17 protein-coding genes and 2 pseudogenes are annotated in these 21,336 nt (G+C 55.8%); 10 read left to right on the forward strand and 9 right to left on the reverse strand.

Features of this window, described 5'->3' with window-relative positions:
• Positions 1-462: 462 nt before the first annotated feature.
• From ACGYLX_RS18420 to ACGYLX_RS18430, 3 genes are read right to left on the reverse strand one after another with little or no spacing between them, the layout of a single operon-like run.
• A complete protein-coding gene (locus ACGYLX_RS18420; RefSeq protein ID WP_394451138.1) occupies positions 463-1,689 on the reverse strand; it encodes a type II toxin-antitoxin system HipA family toxin in 1,227 nt (408 codons plus the stop codon).
• Positions 1,690-1,691: 2 nt separating this feature from the next.
• Positions 1,692-2,003 carry a helix-turn-helix domain-containing protein gene (locus ACGYLX_RS18425; protein ID WP_394451140.1) on the reverse strand — a complete coding sequence of 104 codons (312 nt, stop codon included), beginning with the start codon at positions 2,001-2,003 and terminating at the stop codon, positions 1,692-1,694.
• On the reverse strand, positions 1,993-2,550 hold the full coding sequence (locus tag ACGYLX_RS18430) for a transposase (RefSeq protein WP_394451160.1): 558 nt from the start codon (positions 2,548-2,550) through the stop codon (positions 1,993-1,995). The genes ACGYLX_RS18425 and ACGYLX_RS18430 overlap by 11 nt, the downstream gene beginning before the upstream one ends.
• A 120-nt stretch (positions 2,551-2,670) precedes the next feature.
• Between ACGYLX_RS18430 and ACGYLX_RS18435 the strand changes: the two genes are divergently transcribed.
• Positions 2,671-4,233, forward strand: a complete 1,563-nt coding sequence (locus ACGYLX_RS18435) for a class I SAM-dependent methyltransferase (protein ID WP_394451142.1) — start codon at positions 2,671-2,673, stop codon at positions 4,231-4,233.
• 237 nt (positions 4,234-4,470) lie between these two features.
• Here ACGYLX_RS18435 and ACGYLX_RS18440 read toward each other — a convergent pair whose 3' ends face one another.
• Positions 4,471-5,193: a TolC family protein gene (locus ACGYLX_RS18440; protein ID WP_394451144.1), complete on the reverse strand. Its 723-nt coding sequence runs from the start codon at positions 5,191-5,193 to the stop codon at positions 4,471-4,473.
• A 58-nt stretch (positions 5,194-5,251) separates the two neighbouring features.
• On the opposite strand from ACGYLX_RS18440, the pseudogene ACGYLX_RS18445 reads away from it, so the two are divergent.
• From ACGYLX_RS18445 to ACGYLX_RS18460, 4 genes and pseudogenes are all read left to right on the forward strand, one after another.
• A pseudogene (locus ACGYLX_RS18445) lies at positions 5,252-5,902 on the forward strand (transposase); the annotation flags it as partial.
• A 224-nt stretch (positions 5,903-6,126) separates the two neighbouring features.
• On the forward strand, positions 6,127-7,602 hold the full coding sequence (gene istA / locus ACGYLX_RS18450) for an IS21 family transposase (protein ID WP_233145838.1): 1,476 nt from the start codon (positions 6,127-6,129) through the stop codon (positions 7,600-7,602).
• On the forward strand, positions 7,599-8,492 hold the full coding sequence (istB, locus tag ACGYLX_RS18455) for an IS21-like element helper ATPase IstB (RefSeq protein ID WP_088636328.1): 894 nt from the start codon (positions 7,599-7,601) through the stop codon (positions 8,490-8,492). Before istA ends, istB begins: the two co-directional genes overlap by 4 nt.
• 51 nt (positions 8,493-8,543) lie before the next feature.
• Positions 8,544-9,110: pseudogene (locus ACGYLX_RS18460) on the forward strand (transposase); the annotation flags it as partial.
• Here ACGYLX_RS18460 and ACGYLX_RS18465 read toward each other — a convergent pair.
• Together ACGYLX_RS18465 and ACGYLX_RS18470 are read right to left on the reverse strand one after the other, a co-directional pair.
• Positions 9,073-9,975 (reverse strand): TolC family protein, encoded by a 903-nt coding sequence (locus ACGYLX_RS18465; protein WP_394451146.1) that lies wholly within the window; start codon positions 9,973-9,975, stop codon positions 9,073-9,075. The pseudogene ACGYLX_RS18460 and the gene ACGYLX_RS18465 sit on opposite strands and share 38 nt — an antisense overlap.
• 525 nt (positions 9,976-10,500) lie before the next feature.
• Positions 10,501-11,931, reverse strand: a complete 1,431-nt coding sequence (locus ACGYLX_RS18470) for a glycosyltransferase family 4 protein (RefSeq protein ID WP_394451148.1) — start codon at positions 11,929-11,931, stop codon at positions 10,501-10,503.
• Positions 11,932-12,052: 121 nt separating this feature from the next.
• Between ACGYLX_RS18470 and ACGYLX_RS18475 the strand changes: the two genes are divergently transcribed.
• The 3 genes from ACGYLX_RS18475 to ACGYLX_RS18485 are packed head-to-tail and all read left to right on the forward strand — an operon-like array spanning position 12,053 to position 15,618.
• Positions 12,053-13,333, forward strand: coding sequence for a glycosyltransferase (locus ACGYLX_RS18475; protein ID WP_394451150.1), 1,281 nt, complete (start codon positions 12,053-12,055; stop codon positions 13,331-13,333).
• An 8-nt stretch (positions 13,334-13,341) separates the two neighbouring features.
• Positions 13,342-15,168: an ABC transporter ATP-binding protein gene (locus ACGYLX_RS18480; protein WP_394444122.1), complete on the forward strand. Its 1,827-nt coding sequence runs from the start codon at positions 13,342-13,344 to the stop codon at positions 15,166-15,168.
• Between the two features lie 36 nt (positions 15,169-15,204).
• A complete protein-coding gene (locus tag ACGYLX_RS18485) occupies positions 15,205-15,618 on the forward strand; it encodes a c-type cytochrome (protein WP_394451152.1) in 414 nt (137 codons plus the stop codon).
• A 232-nt stretch (positions 15,619-15,850) separates the two neighbouring features.
• On the opposite strand, the gene ACGYLX_RS18490 is transcribed toward ACGYLX_RS18485, so the two are convergent.
• From ACGYLX_RS18490 to ACGYLX_RS18500, 3 genes are all read right to left on the reverse strand, one after another.
• Positions 15,851-17,224, reverse strand: coding sequence for a sensor histidine kinase (locus ACGYLX_RS18490; protein ID WP_394451154.1), 1,374 nt, complete (start codon positions 17,222-17,224; stop codon positions 15,851-15,853).
• Positions 17,225-17,426: 202 nt separating this feature from the next.
• Complete coding sequence (locus ACGYLX_RS18495) at positions 17,427-18,116, reverse strand: GNAT family N-acetyltransferase (protein WP_394451156.1); 690 nt, start codon at positions 18,114-18,116, stop codon at positions 17,427-17,429.
• Between the two features lie 24 nt (positions 18,117-18,140).
• Complete coding sequence (locus ACGYLX_RS18500; RefSeq protein WP_394451158.1) at positions 18,141-18,902, reverse strand: class I SAM-dependent methyltransferase; 762 nt, start codon at positions 18,900-18,902, stop codon at positions 18,141-18,143.
• Between the two features lie 830 nt (positions 18,903-19,732).
• On the opposite strand from ACGYLX_RS18500, the gene ACGYLX_RS18505 reads away from it, so the two are divergent.
• Positions 19,733-19,939 carry a hypothetical protein gene (locus ACGYLX_RS18505; RefSeq protein ID WP_322346577.1) on the forward strand — a complete coding sequence of 69 codons (207 nt, stop codon included), beginning with the start codon at positions 19,733-19,735 and terminating at the stop codon, positions 19,937-19,939.
• Positions 19,940-20,206: 267 nt separating this feature from the next.
• Positions 20,207-20,695, forward strand: coding sequence for an acyloxyacyl hydrolase (locus tag ACGYLX_RS18510; RefSeq protein WP_322346578.1), 489 nt, complete (start codon positions 20,207-20,209; stop codon positions 20,693-20,695).
• The last annotated feature ends 641 nt before the right edge of the window (positions 20,696-21,336 follow it).

The following is a 21,336-nucleotide window of genomic DNA, read 5'->3' on the forward strand; positions in this document are numbered from 1 at the left end:
GTGGCGCTGATATACAGCTCAGGTCGCGATAATTTGCCCTGCTGATCGAAAGATCAGCAGGTATTTGTCAAAACCAAACTTCGCGGGTGATACCCTGATTGCTCATCCGGTTTAAGAAGACCTACCCGCTTATCCACCAAAGAAAGCGGCAGCATCACAATGACACATTCCGTTCAGCGGGGCACGCCATCCATGACAAGCGTCCCAAGGCGAGTTGGCGGTTTGCTTTTCAGGCAGCCCAGAACCGGGTCCATCCGAGCAAAGCTTCTCGGAAGACGATTCCCGTCCAGCAGCGCAATGGCGCCCACCTGACAACGGTGACACGGGCACGGGCACGGGCACGGGCACGGGCACGGGGAGTGTAGGACCCAAAGCATTTGCCACAAGTCCCGTGCGACGGAAACGCCCGGTCGGCACCTGAATGTGCGGAGGGGGGTAACACCGGTGTCTCGCAACCCGGCCTTACGTGGCGAAGTAGCCGGCGATCTGCTTGGCGCGCCGCGACGGAACTCCGGCGGCGTCTGCGTGTCTCGGCCAGTCGGCGATGGCGGCGCGAACCGGATCAATGAGCGCGGCGATCGCTGCGGGTTTCATCCCGAGCGCCTGCCCGACCGCCTCTACATGCTTCCTGCCGGGCTGGCGCCCCTCTCCGGCGATGGCGAGATGGTGCTCGCCGCCGGGCCCGTCGGAGAAGCTGACGTCGTAGGCCGGCGCCAAGCGCCAACCGCCCCCTGCGTCCATTAGGAAGGCGTGGTTCTTCAGGTGATCATCCCGATTGTGGGCGAGGACGTTGAAGGCCATCCTGCGGAACATTTCGTCCTGATCTCCAGCATGCCGGGTGGTCCAACGCACCAGCTTATGCAGGTTCTCGTAATCGGTGGACGGCTGGCGGAAGTCGACGTCGAGCATGCCGGCGGCGGTATGCATATGCACCCGTCCGGCGCCTCTGCGGTCAAAGCGCTCTACGGCAAAGAAAGCATCGCCGCGCCCAGAGCGCAGCACCATCGTCCAGGGCATGGCGATACCGGCCGCCCGCGCCATCCTCGCGTAGGCCTCTTCCTCTTCGATCGCGGTCGGGCTGTCGGTTGTCGCCCGGTGCTTGATCAGCACCTGCCGTTCGCCGCGCTCCGGGGTTCGCCGATGGTCGCGTACGCGGCCGGTCTCCACATCGAGCAGGGCCACGAGTTTCGGCCGGGCGCCGGCAGAGCCGCCGGCTGCCGCGCGGGCCTTGCGGAGGTCCTCCACGGAAGCGTCTTCGGCCATGCTGGTCGCGAGATCGGCGAACCACTCGAGGTCGACGCTGTTCGGGCCGACCACTCGCTCTTCTGGACGATAGATGAGGGCGCCCATGCCGTGGGTGCCGACGATCGCCAGACGGTCAACCGGGGTGACGGCGGTGCGACCGCTGCCGCGGCGCTCAAGTTCGCGGTCGATGAGCAACCGTCCCCAGCCGTCAGGGAGCGAGTCGCCGAAGACTCCGGGCAGGCCTTCGAAGGCGGCCGTATTGCCGGTGCGATAGAGCCCGGCCAGCGTCTTGATGTGGTAGGGCGAGATCGGGAGCGGGGCTGCGACGAAAGAGGGGTCCCATTCGACCGCCGCGGAGCGGCGGGCGGAATCCCAAGCGATCTGTCCCACGGGGCGGACATCGTCCGAGTCGAAGGCGATATCGACGCGAAGACGGCGGGCCATAGTTACGAACTCCTGCGGGTGCGAGCGCGCTGTCGCATCGTTGGCTTGTCGAGATCATCGAGACGAGTCGCCTCGACAGCCGGGAACAGGGTGCCGAAGCCAGCGATGGCGTCGAGCGCGTCGGCGAGGGCGAGCAGGCCGGTGAGGCTGATCTTCCCCTTCTGCTCGAAGACTTTTAGGGTCGCCAGAGGAACTCCGGACCGCGTGGCCAGGTCGCTCTGAGTTAGCCCAAGTGCGAGCCGGCGGTCGCGAGCAGCCGCGCGAACCCGATCCTGCATCTCGGACGGCGTGTCGAGATTAAGCTTAAGGATCACTATGATATCCTTTATATGGCTTTTTTGCCATTATGGATACTATATTGATCGTTATATTGGAGCAAGAAGGAAGTAGACCTGGTGCCCCGCACACGATGATGCATTCCCTTCTTTGGGATTGCAGCAATGCATGCTCTGTATATCCCACGGAACGGAATGCGTCAGCATAACGGCCTGCATAGGCCGTATTCCTTCGAGCAGCGGACTTGCTTGCCGACCGCGTCCTGTAGGAGGACGCACATCTGGTCAACCAGTGGGATCGGACGCCAGATTTCTCTCGTGCAACGCCGGCTCTCGTGGTCCATTGCTTGACCACTTCCCGAACGGGCGCACGGTGGTTCCACCGCCAGACAATCTCGTCGAGGTATCGCTGAAGGTGCTGCCTTCCAAGATTGTGGTAGACCCCGACCAGGGCACGTTGCTCTCCGCTCGTTCCGCCAGGCGAGCAATGTTGGCTCGTAGGCTGTTTGACGAAGAAAAAACCGGGATAATCGCGCGAAATACGGCAAAAGCGCGGAAAACCTAATTTACACCAGCACCTTGCAATATTCGCTACTTTTTATTGTGGATAAGCGGGAAGACCTTTAATCCTAAGGCTTTGACAGAAGCTTCTGGCCATCTGCGCCTATGCCCCCTACAAATTTTTGGCGGTATATAGGAAATGCATATGTGGAATTCAGGGTACGTATCTGAGGTAGACTATACGTTTAGCCACTTTCCTTTCCTGTCGCCAAACAGTCTAAAGCTTGCCGCCTTGTTAGAGGGCGGCAAACACACCGTCCCCGAAGTACCCACCTACTTGGAGCTTGGTTTTGGGCAAGGTCTTTCCTTGAATATGCATGCTGCGAGCAACCCAGGGGCGTTCTGGGGCGCAGATTTTAGCCCCACACAGACAGCGACAGCTCAAGAGTATGCAGCATTTGGAGCAGGAAACCTGAACCTGTTCGATGCGTCTTTTGAAGAGCTTCTGCACCGTCACGCCCTGCCCTATTTTGACATGATCGTTCTGCACGGGATTTGGTCCTGGGTGCCGCAAAAGGCGCGCGAAGCCGTTGTGCAGATTGCCTGTGATCACCTCAAACCCGGTGGGCTCTTCTATGTCAGCTACAATGTAAAAGCAGGCTGGGAAGGTATTGGTCCTCTCCGTGATCTGCTCGCGCAACATTACCGCGCCCATGTGAAGGGGACAGTCGTAGAGCGCGTGAAGGCAGCAATCGCTTTTGCCGAAGATGTCTTGGATTCGGACGCCAAGTTCTTTGTGCAAAACCCGCTCGCCAAAGCGCAACTCAACGACATGAAGAAGAAGGATCCGATCTACCTTGCGCATGAGTTCTTCAACGAAACTTGGAATCCAATGCGCTTCTCAGATGTCTGCAAGGAGCTGGCCCCTGCTAAGCTTGACTACTTAGGCTCCAGCACCCTGTTGGATGGGCTGCCAAGCATTCATCTTACGCCCAAGGCCAAAACGCTTTTAGACAATGCTTCTGACAAAGCGACGGCGGGTGACCTGCGAGATATCTTCGTCGCGCAGAGATTTCGCCGCGATATTTTCGTTAAAGGGCTCAGAACCCACACCGAAGTGGGCAGGCAAAGACTACTCTTGCAGCAAGAGTTCATCCTCCGGAAACAGGCCAAAGACCTGCCCAAAACAATAAAGGGCGCGCGTGGAACGGCGAACTTGGATCAGGACCTATATGCTCGGATCCTGGGGACGTTTTCTGAACAGAAAGGCTACATCAGATCACTTAAGGGTATCCTGACTGATCCCGCGTGCAGAACTCTTAATCTGGCTCAGCTTGAACAAGCTGTGCGGGTGTTGGCGGACTTGGAGGTAATTGCCGCCATAAGCTCTCCGGATGCGATTGATGCAGCCAGGTCCGGGGCGCAACGTCTGAATGCCAAACTATGCCGAGACGCTGCCTTAGATGATAGGGTGGGTTACCTGGCCTCACCTGTTTTGGGTACAGGCGTTGCGGTTTCTCGTTTTGAGCAGGTTTTTATCCACTGCCTATCGCACGAACTCGGCGATCCCGTCGCACATCTGTGGCAAGTGCTCCAAGCGCAGGGGCAATTGCTTCGGAAAAATGGGGAAGTGCTGCAATCAGCAGAAGCGAACTTGGAAGAACTCAAAAAGCAATTTGAGCACTTTCAAAACAACCGTCTTCCCATCTTGAGCCGCTTGGGGGTGGTGTCCGAGAAAGGGGCGCTAGAGGTGCCCCACGAAGATTGAGACAAACTATAGCCCTGCACAAATGCTCAGATGATAAATTTATAAATAACAAAAGCTTAAACTATTATCTTAATGCATAGCATTAAGATAATGGCAGCTTTCTATACGCGGCATGCCTGCTCGGTTTCACTTCCATATGAAGAGAAATCGATACTCTTGATGCTCTTATACACCGCCTGGAAAGGCCGGGGGTGCACTGGAAGCTGCACGCCCCTGCGTCAATCATAATCGAGTTTTTCAGTCCTTTTGCAAAGCACGCAGAACACGATCCAGTGCCTGGCCTTGCTTGGAGTATTTTGCAGGACTGTCTTTGACGAGTTTATAATAAGCGGCCGCGTCATAAAGCTGTACAGGCAAGCGTAGGTCAGCTGCGGTCAGACGTCCTGTTGATGCGAGCACGGCATAGGCTGCGATATAGAGGTTCGCGCGGGCTGTAACACGGGTGGATTGCGCATCCAGCAACACCTGCTCCGCATCCAAGACATCAATCGTGGTACGTGCGCCCAGCTTTGCCTCTTCGCGCACACCTTCAAAGGCCGCGCGCGCCGCACGTATCTGACGGTCAGACGCTTCAAGCTGGGCACGGGCCGAGGCCAAAGACGCATAGGCGTTTCCGACTTCTTGAACGACTTCTCTACTGACCACATGAAGATTGGCACGCTGTGCATCCTCCTGCGCCATAGCGCGGCGAACCGCAGAAGAGAGCGCCCCACCTTGATAGATTGTTTGACCGGCCTCCACGCCAATGCTGCCGCTTCTGCTGTAGCGCTTGCTATCAAAGGTTTCAGATATGCCATAACTGCCTTGCAGTGTGACGCGCGGGGACATCGAGGCTTCGTTCGATCTGACCGCCAATCGTGAGCAGTGTCCCAACAGTTGGTGTAACTCCCACTGGTAGCGCGGGCTGAGCGGAGCCTTCGCATAGCGAAGCGAGGCCCGTGCGGGTCCCTTGGCGGCCATGGTTGTTCTTCGGCTAAGGTTTGGTTTGCGGACCTAACTTTGACCGAGGAGAACGACCATGACCAAGAACAGTCTATCAGATACTGCCGCGCTGCGTGCGCTTTTGTCAGAGACATCTGACAGCAACCTGCTTGCCGAGATGCTCGGTTTCGTCGCCGACCGCCTCATGGCGCTGGATGTCGACCAGCTCTGCGGTGCCAGTGCGCACGAGCGAAGCAGCGACCGCATGAACCATCGCAACGGATACCGGTCCCGAGCTTGGGAAACGCGTGCAGGAAGGGTCGACGTGAAGATCCCGAAGCTGCGCAAGGGCAGCTACCTGCCCGAGTTCCTTGAGCCCCGCCGGGCGGCGGAGAAAGCCATGACGGCTGTCATTCAAGAGGCCTATGTTCAGGGCCTGTCGACGCGCTCCGTGGATGATCTGGTCAAGGCTATGGGAATGACTGGCGTATCGAAGAGCCAAGTCTCGCGGCTCTGCGGCGAGATTGATGAACGCGTCGATGCATTCCTGAACCGCCCGCTGGAAGGCGAATGGCCCTATCTCTGGCTTGACGCGACTTACATCAAGGTCCGCCGTGGCGGTCGGATCGTCAGCGTCGCTGCTATAGTGGCAGTGGCGGTCAACCTGGATGGACGCCGCGAGGTTCTGGGCATCGCTGTCCAGCCCAGTGAAGCCGAGGTCTTCTGGGACGAATTTCTGCGTTCTCTGTGCTGCGCGACAAACTGGATGAGATTCCGCGACAATCAGGATGAGACGTTGCGGCGGGCGTGTGCCGGAGGGAGGGCGTAGCCCGACCGGAGGCACACGCCCGCCGCTTCGCCCGTTTTTGGGGTCTGTGATCGCGGCCGGCCCGCTACGCTGGTGGTTTTCAGGAATGGAGAACCACCTTTGTGCCGGGGCGCCATGTAACCGATCAACAGACGAGACTTTTCATGAAGCTGAGACAAGACCACCCCATCGAAGTCGCCGCGGCCAAGGCCGGGATGAGCCGGGCGACCGGATACCGCATTTCACAGAACCCCAAGCTGCCGTCGCAGAAGCCCCAGACGCGGGGCCGGCGGCGCCCAGACCCGCTTGAGCACATTTTCGACGCGGAAGTTGTCCCTCTTTTGCAATCAGCCCCAGGCCTTCGCCCGGTCGCAATTTTTGAGGAGATGCTGCGCCGCCACCCCGAACTGTCCCCGGGCATCCGCCGGACACTGGAGCGGCGGATCCGGGCCTGGCGGGCAGTGCATGGCGAAGATCAGGAGGTCATCTTCCGGCAGGTTCACGAGCCGGGCCGGCTCGGTTTGTCGGACTTCACCGACCTGGGGGCAGCGGCGGTGACTATCGCAGGCCAGCCGCTGGAGCATCTGCTCTACCATTTTCGCTTGCCGTGGTCTGGTTTTGAGCACGCCCATGTTATCCTCGGCGGGGAGAGTTTTGTCGCCCTGGCCGAAGGGCTTCAAAATGCGCTCTGGTCGGTGGGCGGGGCGCCGGCGTCTCATCGCAGCGACAGTTTGTCTGCAGCCTTCCGCAACCTCGATGCCGACGCGCGGGCGGATCTCACGACGCGCTATGATGCCCTATGCGCCCATTACCGGATGACGCCGACGCGGAACAACAAGGGGGTGGCGCATGAGAACGGCTCGATCGAAAGCGCCCACGGCCATCTCAAGAGCGCGATCCGGGATGCGCTGCTGATGCGGGGCAGTGCCGACTTCGGCGACCTCGATGGCTACCGCGCCTTCATCGACGAGATCGTGGGGCGCCGCAATGCGGCCCGCGGCAAGCGTATCGCGGCCGAACGGCCATATCTGCAGGGGCTGCCCGCACGCCGCACCACGGATTTCGAGGAGGTGATCGTCACCGTTTCCAGCACCGGCGGCTTCACTTTGCGCAAGGTCTTCTACACCGTGCCCTCCCGCCTGATCGGGCACAGGCTGCGCGTGCGCTTGTTTGACGACAGGCTGGATGTCTTCACCGGCGGCACCCGCCTGCTGACCCTGCCCAGGGGGCGGGCCAAGGCGAACGGCAAGCATGACCAGGTCGTGAACTATCACCATGTCATCCATTCGCTGCGCAGAAAGCCCATGGCCCTTCTGCATCTCGTTTACCGCGACAAGCTCTTCCCGCGCCAGGAGTACCGGCGTGCCTTCGAGGCGCTCATCGACCGGCTGCCCGAACGGCAGGCCTGCAAGATCACAGTCGAGCTGCTTGCCCTGGCGCATGAGCGCAGCTGCGAGAGGGCGCTGGCGGCGGAACTGGCCAAGGTGCTCGAGGCCGGCGGTCTCCCCAACATTGCTGTCCTTCGAAGGCACTTCGCCCCGGACCCGGCCTGTCTGCCGGCCGTCACCGTGCAATCCGTGTCCCTGGACAGCTATGAAGCCCTCGTCAAAACGGCGGATGCAGCAGGAGTACCGGCATGACGCGCTCCCATACCGTCGATGAGGCCCGCCTCAGCATCATGCTGAACGACCTGCGGCTGCCGACCATCAAGATCCTCTGGCCGCAATTCGCCGAACAGGCTGACCGGGAGGGCTGGCCTGCCGCCCGCTTCCTGGCCGCTATTGCAGAGCACGAACTGGCCGAACGCGCCCACCGCAGGATCGCCCGCCATCTTGCCGAAGCGCACCTGCCGCCCGGCAAGACGATGGACAGCTTCGACTTCAACGCCGTTCCAATGATCTCAAAAGCACAGGTCATGGCCATGGCGGCGGGAGACAGCTGGCTGGCCAAGGGCGCCAATGTCCTGATGTTCGGCCCGCCCGGCGGCGGCAAGAGTCATCTCGCGGCCGCCATTGGTCTGACACTGATCGAGAACGGCTGGCGGGTGCTCTTCACGAGAACCACCGATCTTGTCCAGAAGCTGCAGGTGGCCCGCAGGGAACTGCAGCTCGAGGCCGCGATTGCGAAACTGGACAAGTTCGACCTGATCATCCTCGATGATCTCGCCTATGTCACCAAGGATCAGGCCGAAACCAGCGTTCTCTTCGAGCTGATCTCGGCGCGGTACGAGAGGCGGTCCATCATGATCACCGCCAATCAGCCCTTCGGCGAATGGAACAAGGTCTTCCCCGATCCGGCAATGACGCTCGCGGCCGTCGACAGGCTCGTCCACCATGCGACCATCTTCGAGATGAACGTGGAAAGCTACAGACGGCGGACGGCGATGGAGGCGAAACGGAAGAGAGGCAGGCCTGCCGCTTACGCGACAATCAACAATACACCGCTGATTGACGCGGAGCGACAAACAGCAGCCGAAGAAAATCTTGCCAGCGGCAATCACGATGATAACGTCACCGATGCCGCGACATAGAATCTCATCCTGATTGTCGCTGGCGTCTCACTCAGATTGACGCGCCATAGTTCTCTGGCCGATCGCGGGCTGCGCGGCACCCGCCTGATCATCGCCGACGATCATAAGGGGCTGAAGGCCGCCGCGGCAAAGGTGCTCGGTGCGACAGTCCAGCGCTGCCGCGTCCACTTCATGCGCAACGCACTTGCTTGCGTCGGCAAGAAGGACAAGCCAATCGTCACCGCGGCGCTCAGAACCGCCTTCGACCAGGACACGCTGGCCGCGTCAAAAGAGCACTGGGCCAAGCTGATCGACGCGTTTGAGACGCGCCATCCAAAGCTCGCGGAGTTGATGCGCCGGGCTGAGGATGACGTGTTGGCCTACAAGAGCTTTCCCCGCGAGCATTGGGTCAAGATCCACAGCACAAACCCACTTGAACGCCTCAACAAGGAGATTAAGCGCCGGACCAACGTTGTCGGCATCTTTCCAAACGAGGCCGCAGTCACACGACTGGTCGGAGCCCTGATGCTGGAGCAAAATGATGAGTGGGCGATCACGCGGCGCTACATGACACTGGAAACCGTCGCCGCCATTTGCGACACTACCCCCATGGACCCGGCGACAATCGCCGTCCTGTAACTGCGGCCAAGCCATGGCCGAAGAACAAAGTTACACCATTCCTTGGGACACTATCCAATCGTGCAGCCGCGACCTGATGTTGTGCGGCGAGAACGGTAGGATGCTGGCGTACAGCAAGAGCTTTGGCCGCATCCAAATTGCCGTCAATATTCGGCAACTGAGGCGGAGGAACGAGGTTGCCGGGCTTTCGACCGACAACATTGCGATATTCCTCTACAGCCTGCATCAATGCCCCTTCGGCACCAGCAAGTCCGCTACGGGCTTCGGCCAATTGAGCTTGGGCAATTGCAATATCGGTGCTCGTCACCTCGCCTACATCAAAACGGTCCCGCGCGGCCTGAAGCTCTTGAGTTAGAAGGCGCAGGTTATTGTTACGTAAAGCCACAGCATCGGAAGCTTCAATGACGCCCATGTAGGCTGCAACCGCGCGAAGAAGCACGCGCTGCTCAATATCAAGCAACGTCTGACGGGTCGCCAAAACGGCTTCTTTGGTCGCCTCGACCCGGTACTGGCTTGCGCCAAAATCGTAGAGCAAAAGCTCCCCAATCAGGTTAATCGAAGCCGTAAGACTGTCTGTCGATTGCGCAGGAGCCAAGCTCGACGCGCGCGTAGAGCCAAAGTTTTGCGTGAGCCCCCCTGCCCATCTCAATACCGGTTTTAGGGCTGCTTTGGCACTGGCCACATCTTCATCAGCGGCGCGCAATAATGCACGGTTTTGATCTAAAAGCCCCGAGGTCTCATATGCCCCAACCAAAGCATCTGCTAACGTTTCCGCTAAGGCCTGTCGCGGTAAAAACACCGCAAAGGCAAACGGGATCGCAACGACGACACCGCGCAGGGACCTGCTGAAATGCGTTAGGTTCATTGTTTGCCTCATTTTATATGTGCACCATCGATTTCACGAGCAGCTGGGACGTCAGTCAGTAGAGCTCTTTTTGTTCACCAAGGGTCAGGAACGTTACAAACACAAGTTTTGCGCAGTACCACCTATGGGGAGTAATCGCCTTGGGTGTGATGCGGGTATTTTTGAGATACATGACACATTAGAGGTGCTTTTGCTATGCGAGAAACCTCTGTGCGCACTGCGCCAGAGCAGGGGCATTACACGGCATCATTCCTTTTGCGCGGATAGCCTTCGGGTCGCGGGTTTGAGAAGAAGGCATAATGCGCGTCTCGCCTAAAGTCCGTCACAGCTCTCCGAACGCATCCCTGAAGGTGAGGCCAAGGGCCTGACGATCAGGGTTTTCGATACATGCGTCAGTAAACAAAATGCTGCGATCGATACCGAAGTTGGTGAGCATGCCGATCGGCGCGCCCGATTTTCAGTATGTATAGCGACCCTGCTACGATAGGCTTCTATAGATCGCAGCGTGACAGCCACGCGGGAATCTCAACTGGGGCCTTTGTTTAGAACTGCCTCGACATCCTGAGCGACATCATCCCATGTCCTAAGAGACGTGGCGCTGATCTTTTGCTCCAACTCACGACGATAGTTGGGATCTGCGATCAACTTATAACAGGCATCATAAATGCTGCTAATGGAATGCGCATCACAGTAGGCGACCATATCGCCTCCCACCTCAGGCATCGACGAATTTTGGGCCACAACCGCTGTTTTACCAAATGATAAGCTTTCGCCGATCGGCAAGCCCCACCCCTCGTAGAAGCTCACAGTCGCTGTAAAAAGACAGTTTTCATACAGGAAGCCGAGTTCTGTATCACTGGGGCCTTCGGCGAACTGAACCCAGCCTCCTAAGTTACCAGTTGCCTCCATTAGCGCTTCGAAGTCATCGTTGTACCACCCTCGCTTGCCCGCAAAGATGAGGCGCGGAACATTGAGTTCAGGGGTCTGAGCCAAACGCTGCCAAGCTTGCGCAAGGGACCAAAGGTTCTTACGGGATTCCATTGTGCCAACGACCAACACATATGGCATCTTCGTTAGGTTCAACACGGAGTGCCGCACCCCGTCCAAGCTGCTCAGCCGAGATTGAATAGGCTTTGCAGGATCGCTTACCCGGTTGGAATGCACCACACTAAACTTTTGGGCCAAGGGGACAACGTCAATGGGCCGCTGGCGCCCGACCTCATCCATAAAGCGCTGAAGATCCTGTGCGGTGTTCTGAGAGTTTGCAATAAACCGGTCGCAATACCTGATAGAGGCTTCGAGCCAGTGAAAGAATGCCCCTGAAAAATCCGCAGCGATATGTTCCTTGGCGATCAGAGGGATCAGGTCGTGGACCAATTGGTGGATGGCTATACCGTGGTCATCTTTCAAACCTTGAAGAGCCTGCTCCAGCCCATCTATATCCCAAATCGCGCCCAAAATGACGAGTTGATCGCCCGCCTTGACCGTCTGGCTCAGATTGGATGGTTCGATTTCCTGATTTGCTTTGGCCTGCACAGGGATTGAGCGCTCTTTGAACGCATTCCATGCTTCAAGGCTCGACCCTTTTCGAGCGAAGTATCGCTCATGACCACGGGCCGCATGATAGGCGCGCACCATATAGTGCAGCCAGTATTTCACAGGTTTGTTGCGATACCGGACCAAGGTCGGAGCAGCATCACTTTGTCGACGCGCTCTCTTGCCAAAGAAGACCTCCCCCAAGTCATCTGCGGAGAACTCTTCCATCCCACTGATAAAGCTGGATTCTACGGCAACATACGCGCGACGCCGTCGATCCCAGTAGCTTAGCCGGACATTATCCGCACCCAAACGTGCCACCATGCGGCGTATCACTTCAAAAGAAACCCTTTGAATGCCTGAGACAGTGGTTTCCTTCTCTATGTAGAGAAGAATATCAGTCACGTCGAAATAGTACATGTTCAAGCTCTTCTTCGGCCCTGTCCCGCAAGCCCCAAAAAGGCTAAAGCTGCGCGTTATCCATGCTCATTGACGAACATTTCCATGTTCCTCAACCCCAGTCACGATGTTAAGAGGACGTATGAGCCCCATATACTATGACCTTTCAGAACAGTTTCTCTCTTCTGGCATAAAATTTCGGTACTACGGCATCGCGCGCACGGTCATGGAAGTGGGCTATGAGCTCGCTTGCTCGTCAGCGGATGTGCGCTTTGTCATATTCTCGCCAGCCCATGATCGCTTCTTTGAGGTCACCCCACGTATCGGGGCCCAATCTCCAACAGGAGCTTGTGACCCTGACATCTCCCATGAGGCTAAGCCATTACGTTTGCGCTATAGTTTCCCCCAGCCTCATCCGGTACGAGATGCGCTTTATCCACTGTTTCGCACCATCGTAAAGCGCATTTGCCTTAAGAAATGGAACCGTGCGGTTCCCCCAGGAAGCCTGCGTGAGGTCGATTTGTCAGATCAAATCCTGGTCTCGTTAGGACGGCCTAAAATGATGGGCGATTATCTGGTGGCGATGGATCGGCAGAATATACGTCCACGGTTTTTCCCTCTCGTTCACGACATGATACCTTTGCATGAGTTCGCACATCCTCGGCAAAGCATGTTTGCGCGCAACTTCGCTCACGACAATGGGATTGTCATCCGTCACGCTGAAAAGGTGATGACCAACTCCGTTTTCACCAAATCCGAGCTTGAGCACTTTGCCGCCTCAGGGCACCTACCTGCCCTACCGCCCTTAGAGCCGGTGCTTTTGCCGCATGAACTGCGCGAAACAAACGAAGACGTGGAAGTCAGCCCGCCCCAAACCCCCTACATTTTGGGGGTTGGGGTGATGACCGGCCGCAAGAATCTCGAGTGCGTTTTACAGGCCATGTTACACTTGCATAACACTGGTCGTCCTGTCCCCACCTTCGTTTTAGCTGGTGCTCATAGAAAGCGAACTGTCACATACCTAGACAGCCCCGAGCTTGCACCAATCAAAGACAAGGTTCAGATCATACTCGACCCGAACCAAGCCAGCTTGAGAATGCTTTACAGCAAAGCGCTTGCCTTGGTGATCCCCAGCCATATGGAAGGCTTTGGTTTGCCGCTTGGCGAGGCGCTGTGGTTGGGAACACCGGGGCTTGCCGCAGATGTTCCTGCGTTGCGAGAAGTGGGAGGAGAACTCGCGGAATATTTTGACCCTTCAGACCACACCGCTTTGGCTGCTTTGATCGACAAAATGCACAGCGATCCCGTCGCCCATGCCGCGCTAAAGGCAAAGATACAGCAAAGTCACGCTTCCTTGCGCACTTGGAAAGACGTCGCAGCAGATGTGATTGCTACGGTATCCCCGCCTAATACAGGCGCATAAGGTCCATCATGTCAGAAGAAGATCATACCGCTTCTGCCCCGGCAGATACGACTAAAGCTGCTTTGCGGAAACGCAAAGAGCGTGTGCCGCTTTTTAATGATCAAGACAAAGACAACATCTCTTGGTTCTGGACGAAGTACCTAAAGCAGCGCGCCCCCTGGTTAGGGCTCGTCATGGTGATGATCCTTATTCAAGGGTTTGCCTATCAACAGTTTATCTCGCTGACGGAGAGTGGTCTGCGGGTGATCTTCGATGACGGTCGTGTTTCAGGCCTAATCAAAGTGTGCGGTATGGTACTGGCGATCTTCTCCATACGCGCCGTAATGTCATACTGGGTGCCCCGGCTTTCTGCATGGTTGGCCAGTGATGCGGTGTTCAAAATGCGCCGAGATCTCATTGATCACCTGATGACATTAGACTTGGCGTTTTTTGAGCGGACGAAGTCGGGCGACATCATTTTGAAACTCGTCAATCAGGCCCAGGACCTCTCAGGCTTTATCGGCCAGACCACAGTCAACGCCGTCCGGGATACGGTCACGATCATTGCCGTCTCAGGGTACCTGATCTGGAAGAACCCGGCTCTTTTTGCACTGGTCATCATTGTGATGCCCACCATCACAATTGTGGTTCGGCGCATTTCTCAGGGCATTAAAGGCACACAAGCCACCGCGGAAAATGCCATGGGCAACTACATGTCGGGCATCGAAGAGATGACCAATGGCATGCGCACGGTCAAAATATCGAACCAAGAGCCGGTAGAGAAAGCACGGCTCAATAAAGCCACCGGTGAGATCAAAGATCTCACCATCCGTCTGCAGAAGCTACAGGCGATGATGAGCCCCACAGTCGATATTCTCGCGGCCATCATCTACGTCTTAATCATCGGCGTAGGCGGATACATGGCCTTGAGCCCCTCCTTTGAGATGGATGGCGCCGGCATCATTGGCTTTATGATCGGCATGGCGCTGATCTTTGATCCAGCGCGCCGCCTCACCGCGTTCTTCGTTAGCATGCAAGCCAGCTTGATTATTCTAGACAGCCTGCGCTCGCTCTACCGCGAGCTGCCGACAATCACCAATGCGCCCGAGGCTAAAGAGGTCTTTGATCCCACAGGAGACATCGTCCTTGACGATGTAACGTTCCAGTATTCCGAAAAGCACCCGTTGTTCCGCAATGTGAACATGACGTTCGAAGGCGGGAAGGTGACAGCTATTGTCGGAGCGACAGGCTCAGGCAAAACATCGGTTCTAAGCCTGATTGCCCGTCTATACGATGTAAGTGACGGTGTGGTGACCATTGGCGGCACTGCGGTCAAAGATTTGCGCATCGACAAGCTGCGGCAGTCGTTTTCTGTCGTCGCCCAAGACATCGTTATCTTTAACAGTTCGATCTACGAAAACATTAAGTACGTGCGCCCCGACGCCCCGGAGGATGAGATCTGGCGCGCTGCGGAGCTTGTGGGCATCGATCAACTCATGCGCGACCGGGGTGATGCCCCCTTAGGGCCTAAGGGCTCTCAGCTTTCAGGTGGCCAGAAACAACGCATTGCCATCGCTCGCGCGTTTTTGCGCTCCGCACCTATCCTATTGCTTGATGAAGCCACCTCCGCGCTTGATCAGCGGACCGAGGAAAGGGTCCGCGGCGCGATCCAAGAGCTTTCAAAAGACAAAACCACGATCATGGTCGCTCACCGCCTTTCTACCGTAACCCATGCAGATCATATCTATGTGCTGGATGAAGGAACCGTGGTCGAAGAAGGCACGCACGCACAACTCATGGAGCAAGAAGGTCTCTATGCCGCTATGTTCAACGCGCAGCGTAGCAGTTACGGTTGAAGCGCTTGACTTGCACCGACACCGAGAGGAACCGATATGCCACCCCTTAAACTTCCCCTATTCTCAGTGGCAGCACTTGGCATTGTGGTGGCGGCCTGCACAGCGCCTTCAATGCCCGAAGCGCCAGATGGGGCCAAATTCTATGTGGAAAACTGCGTTGCGTGTCATGGCATGTCCGCAAAAGGCAATGGTCCCCTGGCATCAACGCTCGATACCGCGCCAACGGATTTGACACTTCTTGCCCGCAAGAATGGGGGCAGCTTCCCGCGCGCGCGGGCTCTGAGCTATGTCTATGGCCACCCCGAGCAACGCGAATTGGCGCGCGATATGCCGCAATTCGGCGGGGCTATGGCACATGATACGGTACCGGTTGAGATCAATGGTATCCTTACACCCACTCCACGTGAACTCGCGGGGTTACTGATCTATTTGGAAAGCATCCAGCGATAGGAATCTTAGGTTGGAACAAGCTGCGTAAGCCTTAAGCGCTCGGCCGGATGCGAGACACGTCACCCTTTTAAACAAAATGCGCAAGCATTGGGGGGCAAAATCAGAGCTCTACGTCGATTGAGCTGCGCGCCGGCTCCGATGCAACCACAGGCCCACAACAGCCTCAAAAACCACCGCACGTAGGCTTTAGTATGATGGCTTAGCTACAGACCAACGCAAGCGAGTTACAATTTCAGGCCGCCTGCCTAGCCGCGTCGGAACCATCCTTGCCCGTTACCCGGTCAAACTCGACAAAGAAGACTGACCCCACACCAAGCTTACTGACGTAATCGATGCGCGCTCCATGCCGCTCAATGATCTGCTTACTAATATTAAGGCCAAGCCCCGTGCCGCCAACCTTACGGATGTCTGAAGCATCCACTTGGCTAAACTTACCAAACACAGCCTCCTCAGAGCCCTGCGGTATACCTATACCTTCGTCTTGCACCGAAATACGGATCTTCTCTCCCAGCTTTTCCACATGCACATGTACCGCGCCGCCGTCTTCAGAGAACTTAAGTGCATTCGACAGTAAGTTGTTCAGGACCTGTATCAGGCGGCCGCGATCGCCGGAGATATCGCAGCCCTCATCACAAAACGAAGATGTAACCTCAACTCCCACCTTGCTCGCATAGCCCGAAACGGCTTCGACCGCCTCTTGCGCTAAATCATTTGCATCTATGGTATTGAAGTAAAGCTTCATCTCCCCAGCCTCTAGCTTCTGTAGGTCGAGCAGATCTTCGACCAAGGATGTGAGCCGCGCGCTGTTTCTGGCAGCGATGTTGAGAACTGGCTTTAAGTTATCAGGGAGAGCGCCGAATTTCTCGCTCCTCAAGATCTCAAGGGAGCCGACAATCGAAGTCAGGGGCGTGCGCAGTTCATGGCTTACGATAGCCAAGAACCTCGACTTTACCTCTAAAGCAGCTTTGGTGTCCTCGTTCTCTTCCTCGATCAAGCTCATATGCTTCTGCTGTCTTTGGTAGCTGAGGTAGAACTTCAAAGAAATATCAGCGATGAAGTAGAGTACGAATATAATCGTCCAGAACTGCAGCCAAATGGGAGAACTCAATGGCGGCAGGTATCTCACCACATCCAAAAGGGCGATGTACAAAAAGGCGCAGCCATAGATCGACAGACGCAACACCAAGATGAACAGCATCTGGCTATTGTACATTGACGCAAAGACGGATGCAGAGAACAGGAAAAACAGAGACGTAAAGTGTCCGGTTGAGGTTTCCTGATGTGCGATGCTGATGATGAACGCAGAGATCGCCAATGCACTTAGAACGGTATTAATGGCGATGCGTATAAAAATCCGCCGGCCCCTCACCGGGTCTTTGCCATCCCACGTCTTAGATTGACGCCCAAGAAGCACATCGAGCACCTCAGTGACAACGACAACCGCGTAGAAAGCAAATATTGTTAGTGCATCAAAATAAATCGCAGCCAAAACAGCTGCCGCAAAAAAGCTACCCTGCCGTTGCCAGACAAGTTGGTTGGCAAGCGCTATGTAATCTTTGATGTTTTGTTCACGTCCATCCGGCTTGAACCAGTCGATACGGAACACGCGGAACACACTCGGGGACTTCACGCTAACCTCGGGCCATATTGCTGACGCTTAGCGCTACGCCATTAATATGTTTAAATTTTGTCACTTAATAGCAAATGTTTAGCACAAGAAAGCGCATAGGCATACATCGGCAAAACCTTCCCGATGCAGATGTTGCCGGTCTCCCCCGAAAGGCTCAGAGCACGCCCAAAACGGGCAATCAAGCCACCTTAAAACGCCCCCGTGGGGAAGGTGCATAGACTTCTGAAAGATCAGGAAAAGAGATGTTGGCGTTCGGGAACTCGCCCACCGGACCAAAAATCGGCGCGCGCGCCAAAACCGCCTCGCGCTGCTCACGAAAGTTCGCGACCAAAAGCTGCACGGGTTTGCTTAAACCTGGGTAAAAACGCGCCTTCAACTCTGGTTTGTAGCCAAGATAGCGCCGATAAAACGCACTATGCTCGTCGCGCACAGGCGCCAATGCCCAATCGATATCGTAAAATATTGCCGCGAGGAACGGAATTCTTAAGGCCAGAAAGTGCAATGGCACACGACTTTTACGAACATCGGGAGAAATCACGAAACGTGTTGGATCAAGCACCGTCTGCCCGTCCTCTACACGGTCCAAAATCTCAGGAAAAACTTCTAAGGTAGGAGAAACATAGGATAATTTTGAGACCAGATGAAGTCGAAGAGCGGCTAAAACCTCACCGTCCATTTGAACGGCGACATGGACACAGTTGGCCGTCTCATCAAACGGGTCCGTCATGCGACAAAACTCGTTTTGCGCTATCGTGTCCTGAGCCCGATAGCATGTGTAGCGCAGACGGTATATTGCTTCGAGATCAGAACTATCCGTCATAACCCGATAGCGGACCTGTTTTAGCGCAGTAACAATTTGCTCATCCATCTCAGGGCCCCTGCTCATGGCTCATTATTTTGCGCGGCATACAAGAAGGTCGCTGTAGCCACGATATACGGTTTTTTGACTGATAATCTCGAAACCGGCGTTGCGGACTGCCGATACAAGTTCTGCTGCGCTGTGCATCCAATAAGTACCGCTCTCCTGCGCTTCGCAGATCGCCTTGTTCTGCTTGGCCACCTCACGCCCTTGCCAGAAAATTCGCAGAGCTCCGATCAAGCCATGCCTTCGCCTAAGTTCTGAAAACAGATACTTGCGCCAATCTGCCACGTTCATCCGCCGACCAAGGTCGATGAGATAAAGGTAACCGCCCGGCTTTAGTAAACGATGGAGATCGCCAAGCCGCTGCATTTGCTCTGGCATCGCATAAAGAGCGTGAACGCAGATGACGAGGTCGCAAGCGTCTGTTCCTTTGACGTCTTCGAGCGCGAGATTGTGAAAGCGTATATTGTCATATGCAGCCAGCTTAGACCGCGCGGACCGGATCATTGATGTATCAGGCTCGATGAGGTATATTTCACTGCCAGGATAGGCGCGGGCTGCAATTTCCGTGTAGTTACCAGTCCCCCCGCCGACATCATAAATCCGTTGCGGCACCTCTATCGTTGCAAAAAATGCAGAGAAATCCTGCATAAGCGCTTGATAGGCAGGGTTGTGCATCGAAAGAAGATCATAAGCCGATGAATAAGCACTCCAATCGGTGGGCGCTGTCTGATTGGGCCGTGAAAATCCGTCAGCAATCGGAGTGACGTCTTTCTTGGCATTCAACGACATACAGTGAAGTCTCCGAGGCTGACCGGGAGCGCCTCATTAAAAGGCTCTCTACAAACAACACCTTATGCGAAGAAGCTGTTACTTCAAGGCCTACTTAGAGATACCAATATCTGCAGGAGCAGTGTCTCAATTTTGCGCCTGATGTTTGACCATAGGCGACATGAGCCGCTTTGAGCAGAAGGGTTTGACGATCGCTCAGCCATCGATGCAAAGCCAAGCCATAACAGCAAGCTGCTCCCGCATCCGCGGATAAGTGAGCTTAACCTTCACCGCCCTAAAAGAGGTGACTTCAAGACGGGCTGGACAGGACACCCCCACCTCATCGAGACATCACAGCAGCTTCAGCTCGAAGATATAAATGTGACGGCACAGAGGCAAAAACGCCTGATTATAGAGGAATAATTCACAAGACCGCCTCCATGCGACCCCAATTTTGAAGGACAACGAGATCAAACCGTAAAGCTTCGATGAACTTGGAGTTGTGATGAAAGTATCTGCTGTCTGTAGCGATCCGGGTGTAACAATGAACAGCAACAACGAGCCGCTCGTATTGGAGCTGGTCGCGCACTTGCTAGGCATGGCCATACACCACAATGATAACGCCCCACCAGCGGCCGAAGAAGCGCTTTTAGAGCCACGCTAAAATTACTTAGGGATCGGCTCGCCGCATCTTTCCTAAAAGCCAAGACTATGCGGTGGCAGTTTCTGCGCTCGTTGCAAACCTGAACACTTCGCGCTCTGCCACTGGGGCTCAAGACCTCGCACGTTTGCATGACTTATGCTTTGCAGCAAACTCCCCTATGCTGCTTTAAACCTGTGGGAGGGAGAAGATGGCCGAATATTGCTTAAGTGATTTTGTCGAGGGCTATAATCGACTGAATGCTCACCGATTTTCTGATTTATCATATGACGACATACAAGAACTGATGGCAGAGTACGGGGCCATCGATCCGATGATTGCCCAAACCATTCACGACGCCTACCTTGCCGAGGCGGCAGGGCGCAGCCTTAAGATTGCAGGCGATCTCACTAAATAAGTTCAGATCTTAGCGCTCAAGGCTTGCGAGGAAGTTAAGCGAAGAGAAGCATAGCCCGCTAAAGCCGAGAAGCTCACCGTCGATGCGTGGATCAGTGCCTCTGTGCCGCAACGACAGTCAGCTCTCTGTCACAGCCGCGGGGACATACAGTGTCGCATACAAACAACTATAGCCAGGCCTTTGTAAGAAGCGGATAAGTTTATCTATATCGTCCAGCGACTTACCCGTAGCTGTGGTCTTGCACCTCTTCGAACCTAGGCCTCCTTCATGCAGCATTTGACCACCGCCCTATTCCTTATGCTTTCGACCTCTGCTGCATATAGCGGCGAAGTGGTACTTGGCTTGGGCCTGGATGACGTACTGGAGCATACCAACACTTCAGCCCCTGCTATTGTCGCAGAGTATCATGCCTCCCCCTTCATTGAAGGACGCCAAGCCGCTTATTCTTATGCAATCGCGGCACAGATCGACAACGATCGGGACATCTTCATCGGCGCAGGCCTATCTGCCCAATGGCAATTGAGCGACAGTCCCTGGTTCATTGAGGGCAGCTTCATGCCAGGTTTTTACACCAAAGGCACCGATGGGACGCCCCTCAATGGGAAAGTGCAGTTCCGGACACTGATCGGATTGGGGTATAAGCTCAATGATACCAGCCGCGTATCATTGGCACTCGACCACAAATCCAATGCCCGCCTTAAAAGTCCGAACCCCGGATCAGAAACCCTAGCGATCCGCTACCACCATAGCTTTTAAGTTATGTGGGCCTCAGCTCACGCCTGTAAGTCCAAGCCCTGCTTTTAGCCGCGCCGCTTTACGCGGGTCATTCTCCGCAGCACTTAACCACGCTGCACAGCCCGCCACGACATCCTCGCAGAAGTGACATATCGCCAGTTGAAGAACCCCGCCCTTATGGGTGCAATGGTCCTCTGACTTCGATGTAAAGCAATACCGATCCAGAATATAGGTGCGGCCATGCGCCGACCCAGCATCTACATCCTGATAGAGCACGGCACGTTTTAGGGCGTAGCAATCAGAGCCCGACAGAAACCTACGCGCCCCCGACAAAAGACCTGTCCGGTACTTCTCACCCACCCATCGATCAAACCACTTGGCGTACCTATGCCGCGCCTCGATCTCAGGGGTTTCAATCGCGCTGGCCATTTCGGGGAGAGTAAGAGCAAGACACAGAGCAGCAGGCCAGTTTGCGGCACCTATACACTGCTGAAGAGAGGCGAGGTATACTCGCACAGGGGCCTCCTTACCGAGATGTTTCGGTAGTGTCCCGGGATGTGGTGTAGGAACTGGCATCCACCTGCTTCTTCATAGCTGGTGTCGCTCGTTCACTGAGCGGCGATCATTGCCGTCTCCTCATCATGGTTGCACACGGCGGTTAG

It is taken from the genome of Sulfitobacter sp. 1A13496, assembly GCF_043557225.1.
In the GTDB taxonomy this organism is placed as follows: domain Bacteria; phylum Pseudomonadota; class Alphaproteobacteria; order Rhodobacterales; family Rhodobacteraceae; genus Sulfitobacter; species Sulfitobacter faviae.

Bases quoted from the DNA above. Each gene is read 5' to 3' on its own strand.
- ACGYLX_RS18495 (WP_394451156.1), bottom strand. From the start codon at position 18,116: ATGGATGAGCAAATTGTTACTGCGCTAAAACAGGTCCGCTATCGGGTT.
- ACGYLX_RS18435 (WP_394451142.1), top strand. From the start codon at position 2,671: ATGTGGAATTCAGGGTACGTATCTGAGGTAGACTATACGTTTAGCCAC.
- ACGYLX_RS18440 (WP_394451144.1), bottom strand. From the start codon at position 5,193: ATGGCCGCCAAGGGACCCGCACGGGCCTCGCTTCGCTATGCGAAGGCT.
- ACGYLX_RS18485 (WP_394451152.1), top strand. From the start codon at position 15,205: ATGCCACCCCTTAAACTTCCCCTATTCTCAGTGGCAGCACTTGGCATT.
- ACGYLX_RS18500 (WP_394451158.1), bottom strand. From the start codon at position 18,902: ATGTCGTTGAATGCCAAGAAAGACGTCACTCCGATTGCTGACGGATTT.
- ACGYLX_RS18475 (WP_394451150.1), top strand. From the start codon at position 12,053: ATGAGCCCCATATACTATGACCTTTCAGAACAGTTTCTCTCTTCTGGC.
- ACGYLX_RS18510 (WP_322346578.1), top strand. From the start codon at position 20,207: ATGCAGCATTTGACCACCGCCCTATTCCTTATGCTTTCGACCTCTGCT.
- ACGYLX_RS18420 (WP_394451138.1), bottom strand. From the start codon at position 1,689: ATGGCCCGCCGTCTTCGCGTCGATATCGCCTTCGACTCGGACGATGTC.
- ACGYLX_RS18505 (WP_322346577.1), top strand. From the start codon at position 19,733: ATGGCCGAATATTGCTTAAGTGATTTTGTCGAGGGCTATAATCGACTG.
- istA (WP_233145838.1), top strand. From the start codon at position 6,127: ATGAAGCTGAGACAAGACCACCCCATCGAAGTCGCCGCGGCCAAGGCC.
- istB (WP_088636328.1), top strand. From the start codon at position 7,599: ATGACGCGCTCCCATACCGTCGATGAGGCCCGCCTCAGCATCATGCTG.
- ACGYLX_RS18480 (WP_394444122.1), top strand. From the start codon at position 13,342: ATGTCAGAAGAAGATCATACCGCTTCTGCCCCGGCAGATACGACTAAA.
- ACGYLX_RS18470 (WP_394451148.1), bottom strand. From the start codon at position 11,931: ATGTACTATTTCGACGTGACTGATATTCTTCTCTACATAGAGAAGGAA.
- ACGYLX_RS18465 (WP_394451146.1), bottom strand. From the start codon at position 9,975: ATGAACCTAACGCATTTCAGCAGGTCCCTGCGCGGTGTCGTCGTTGCG.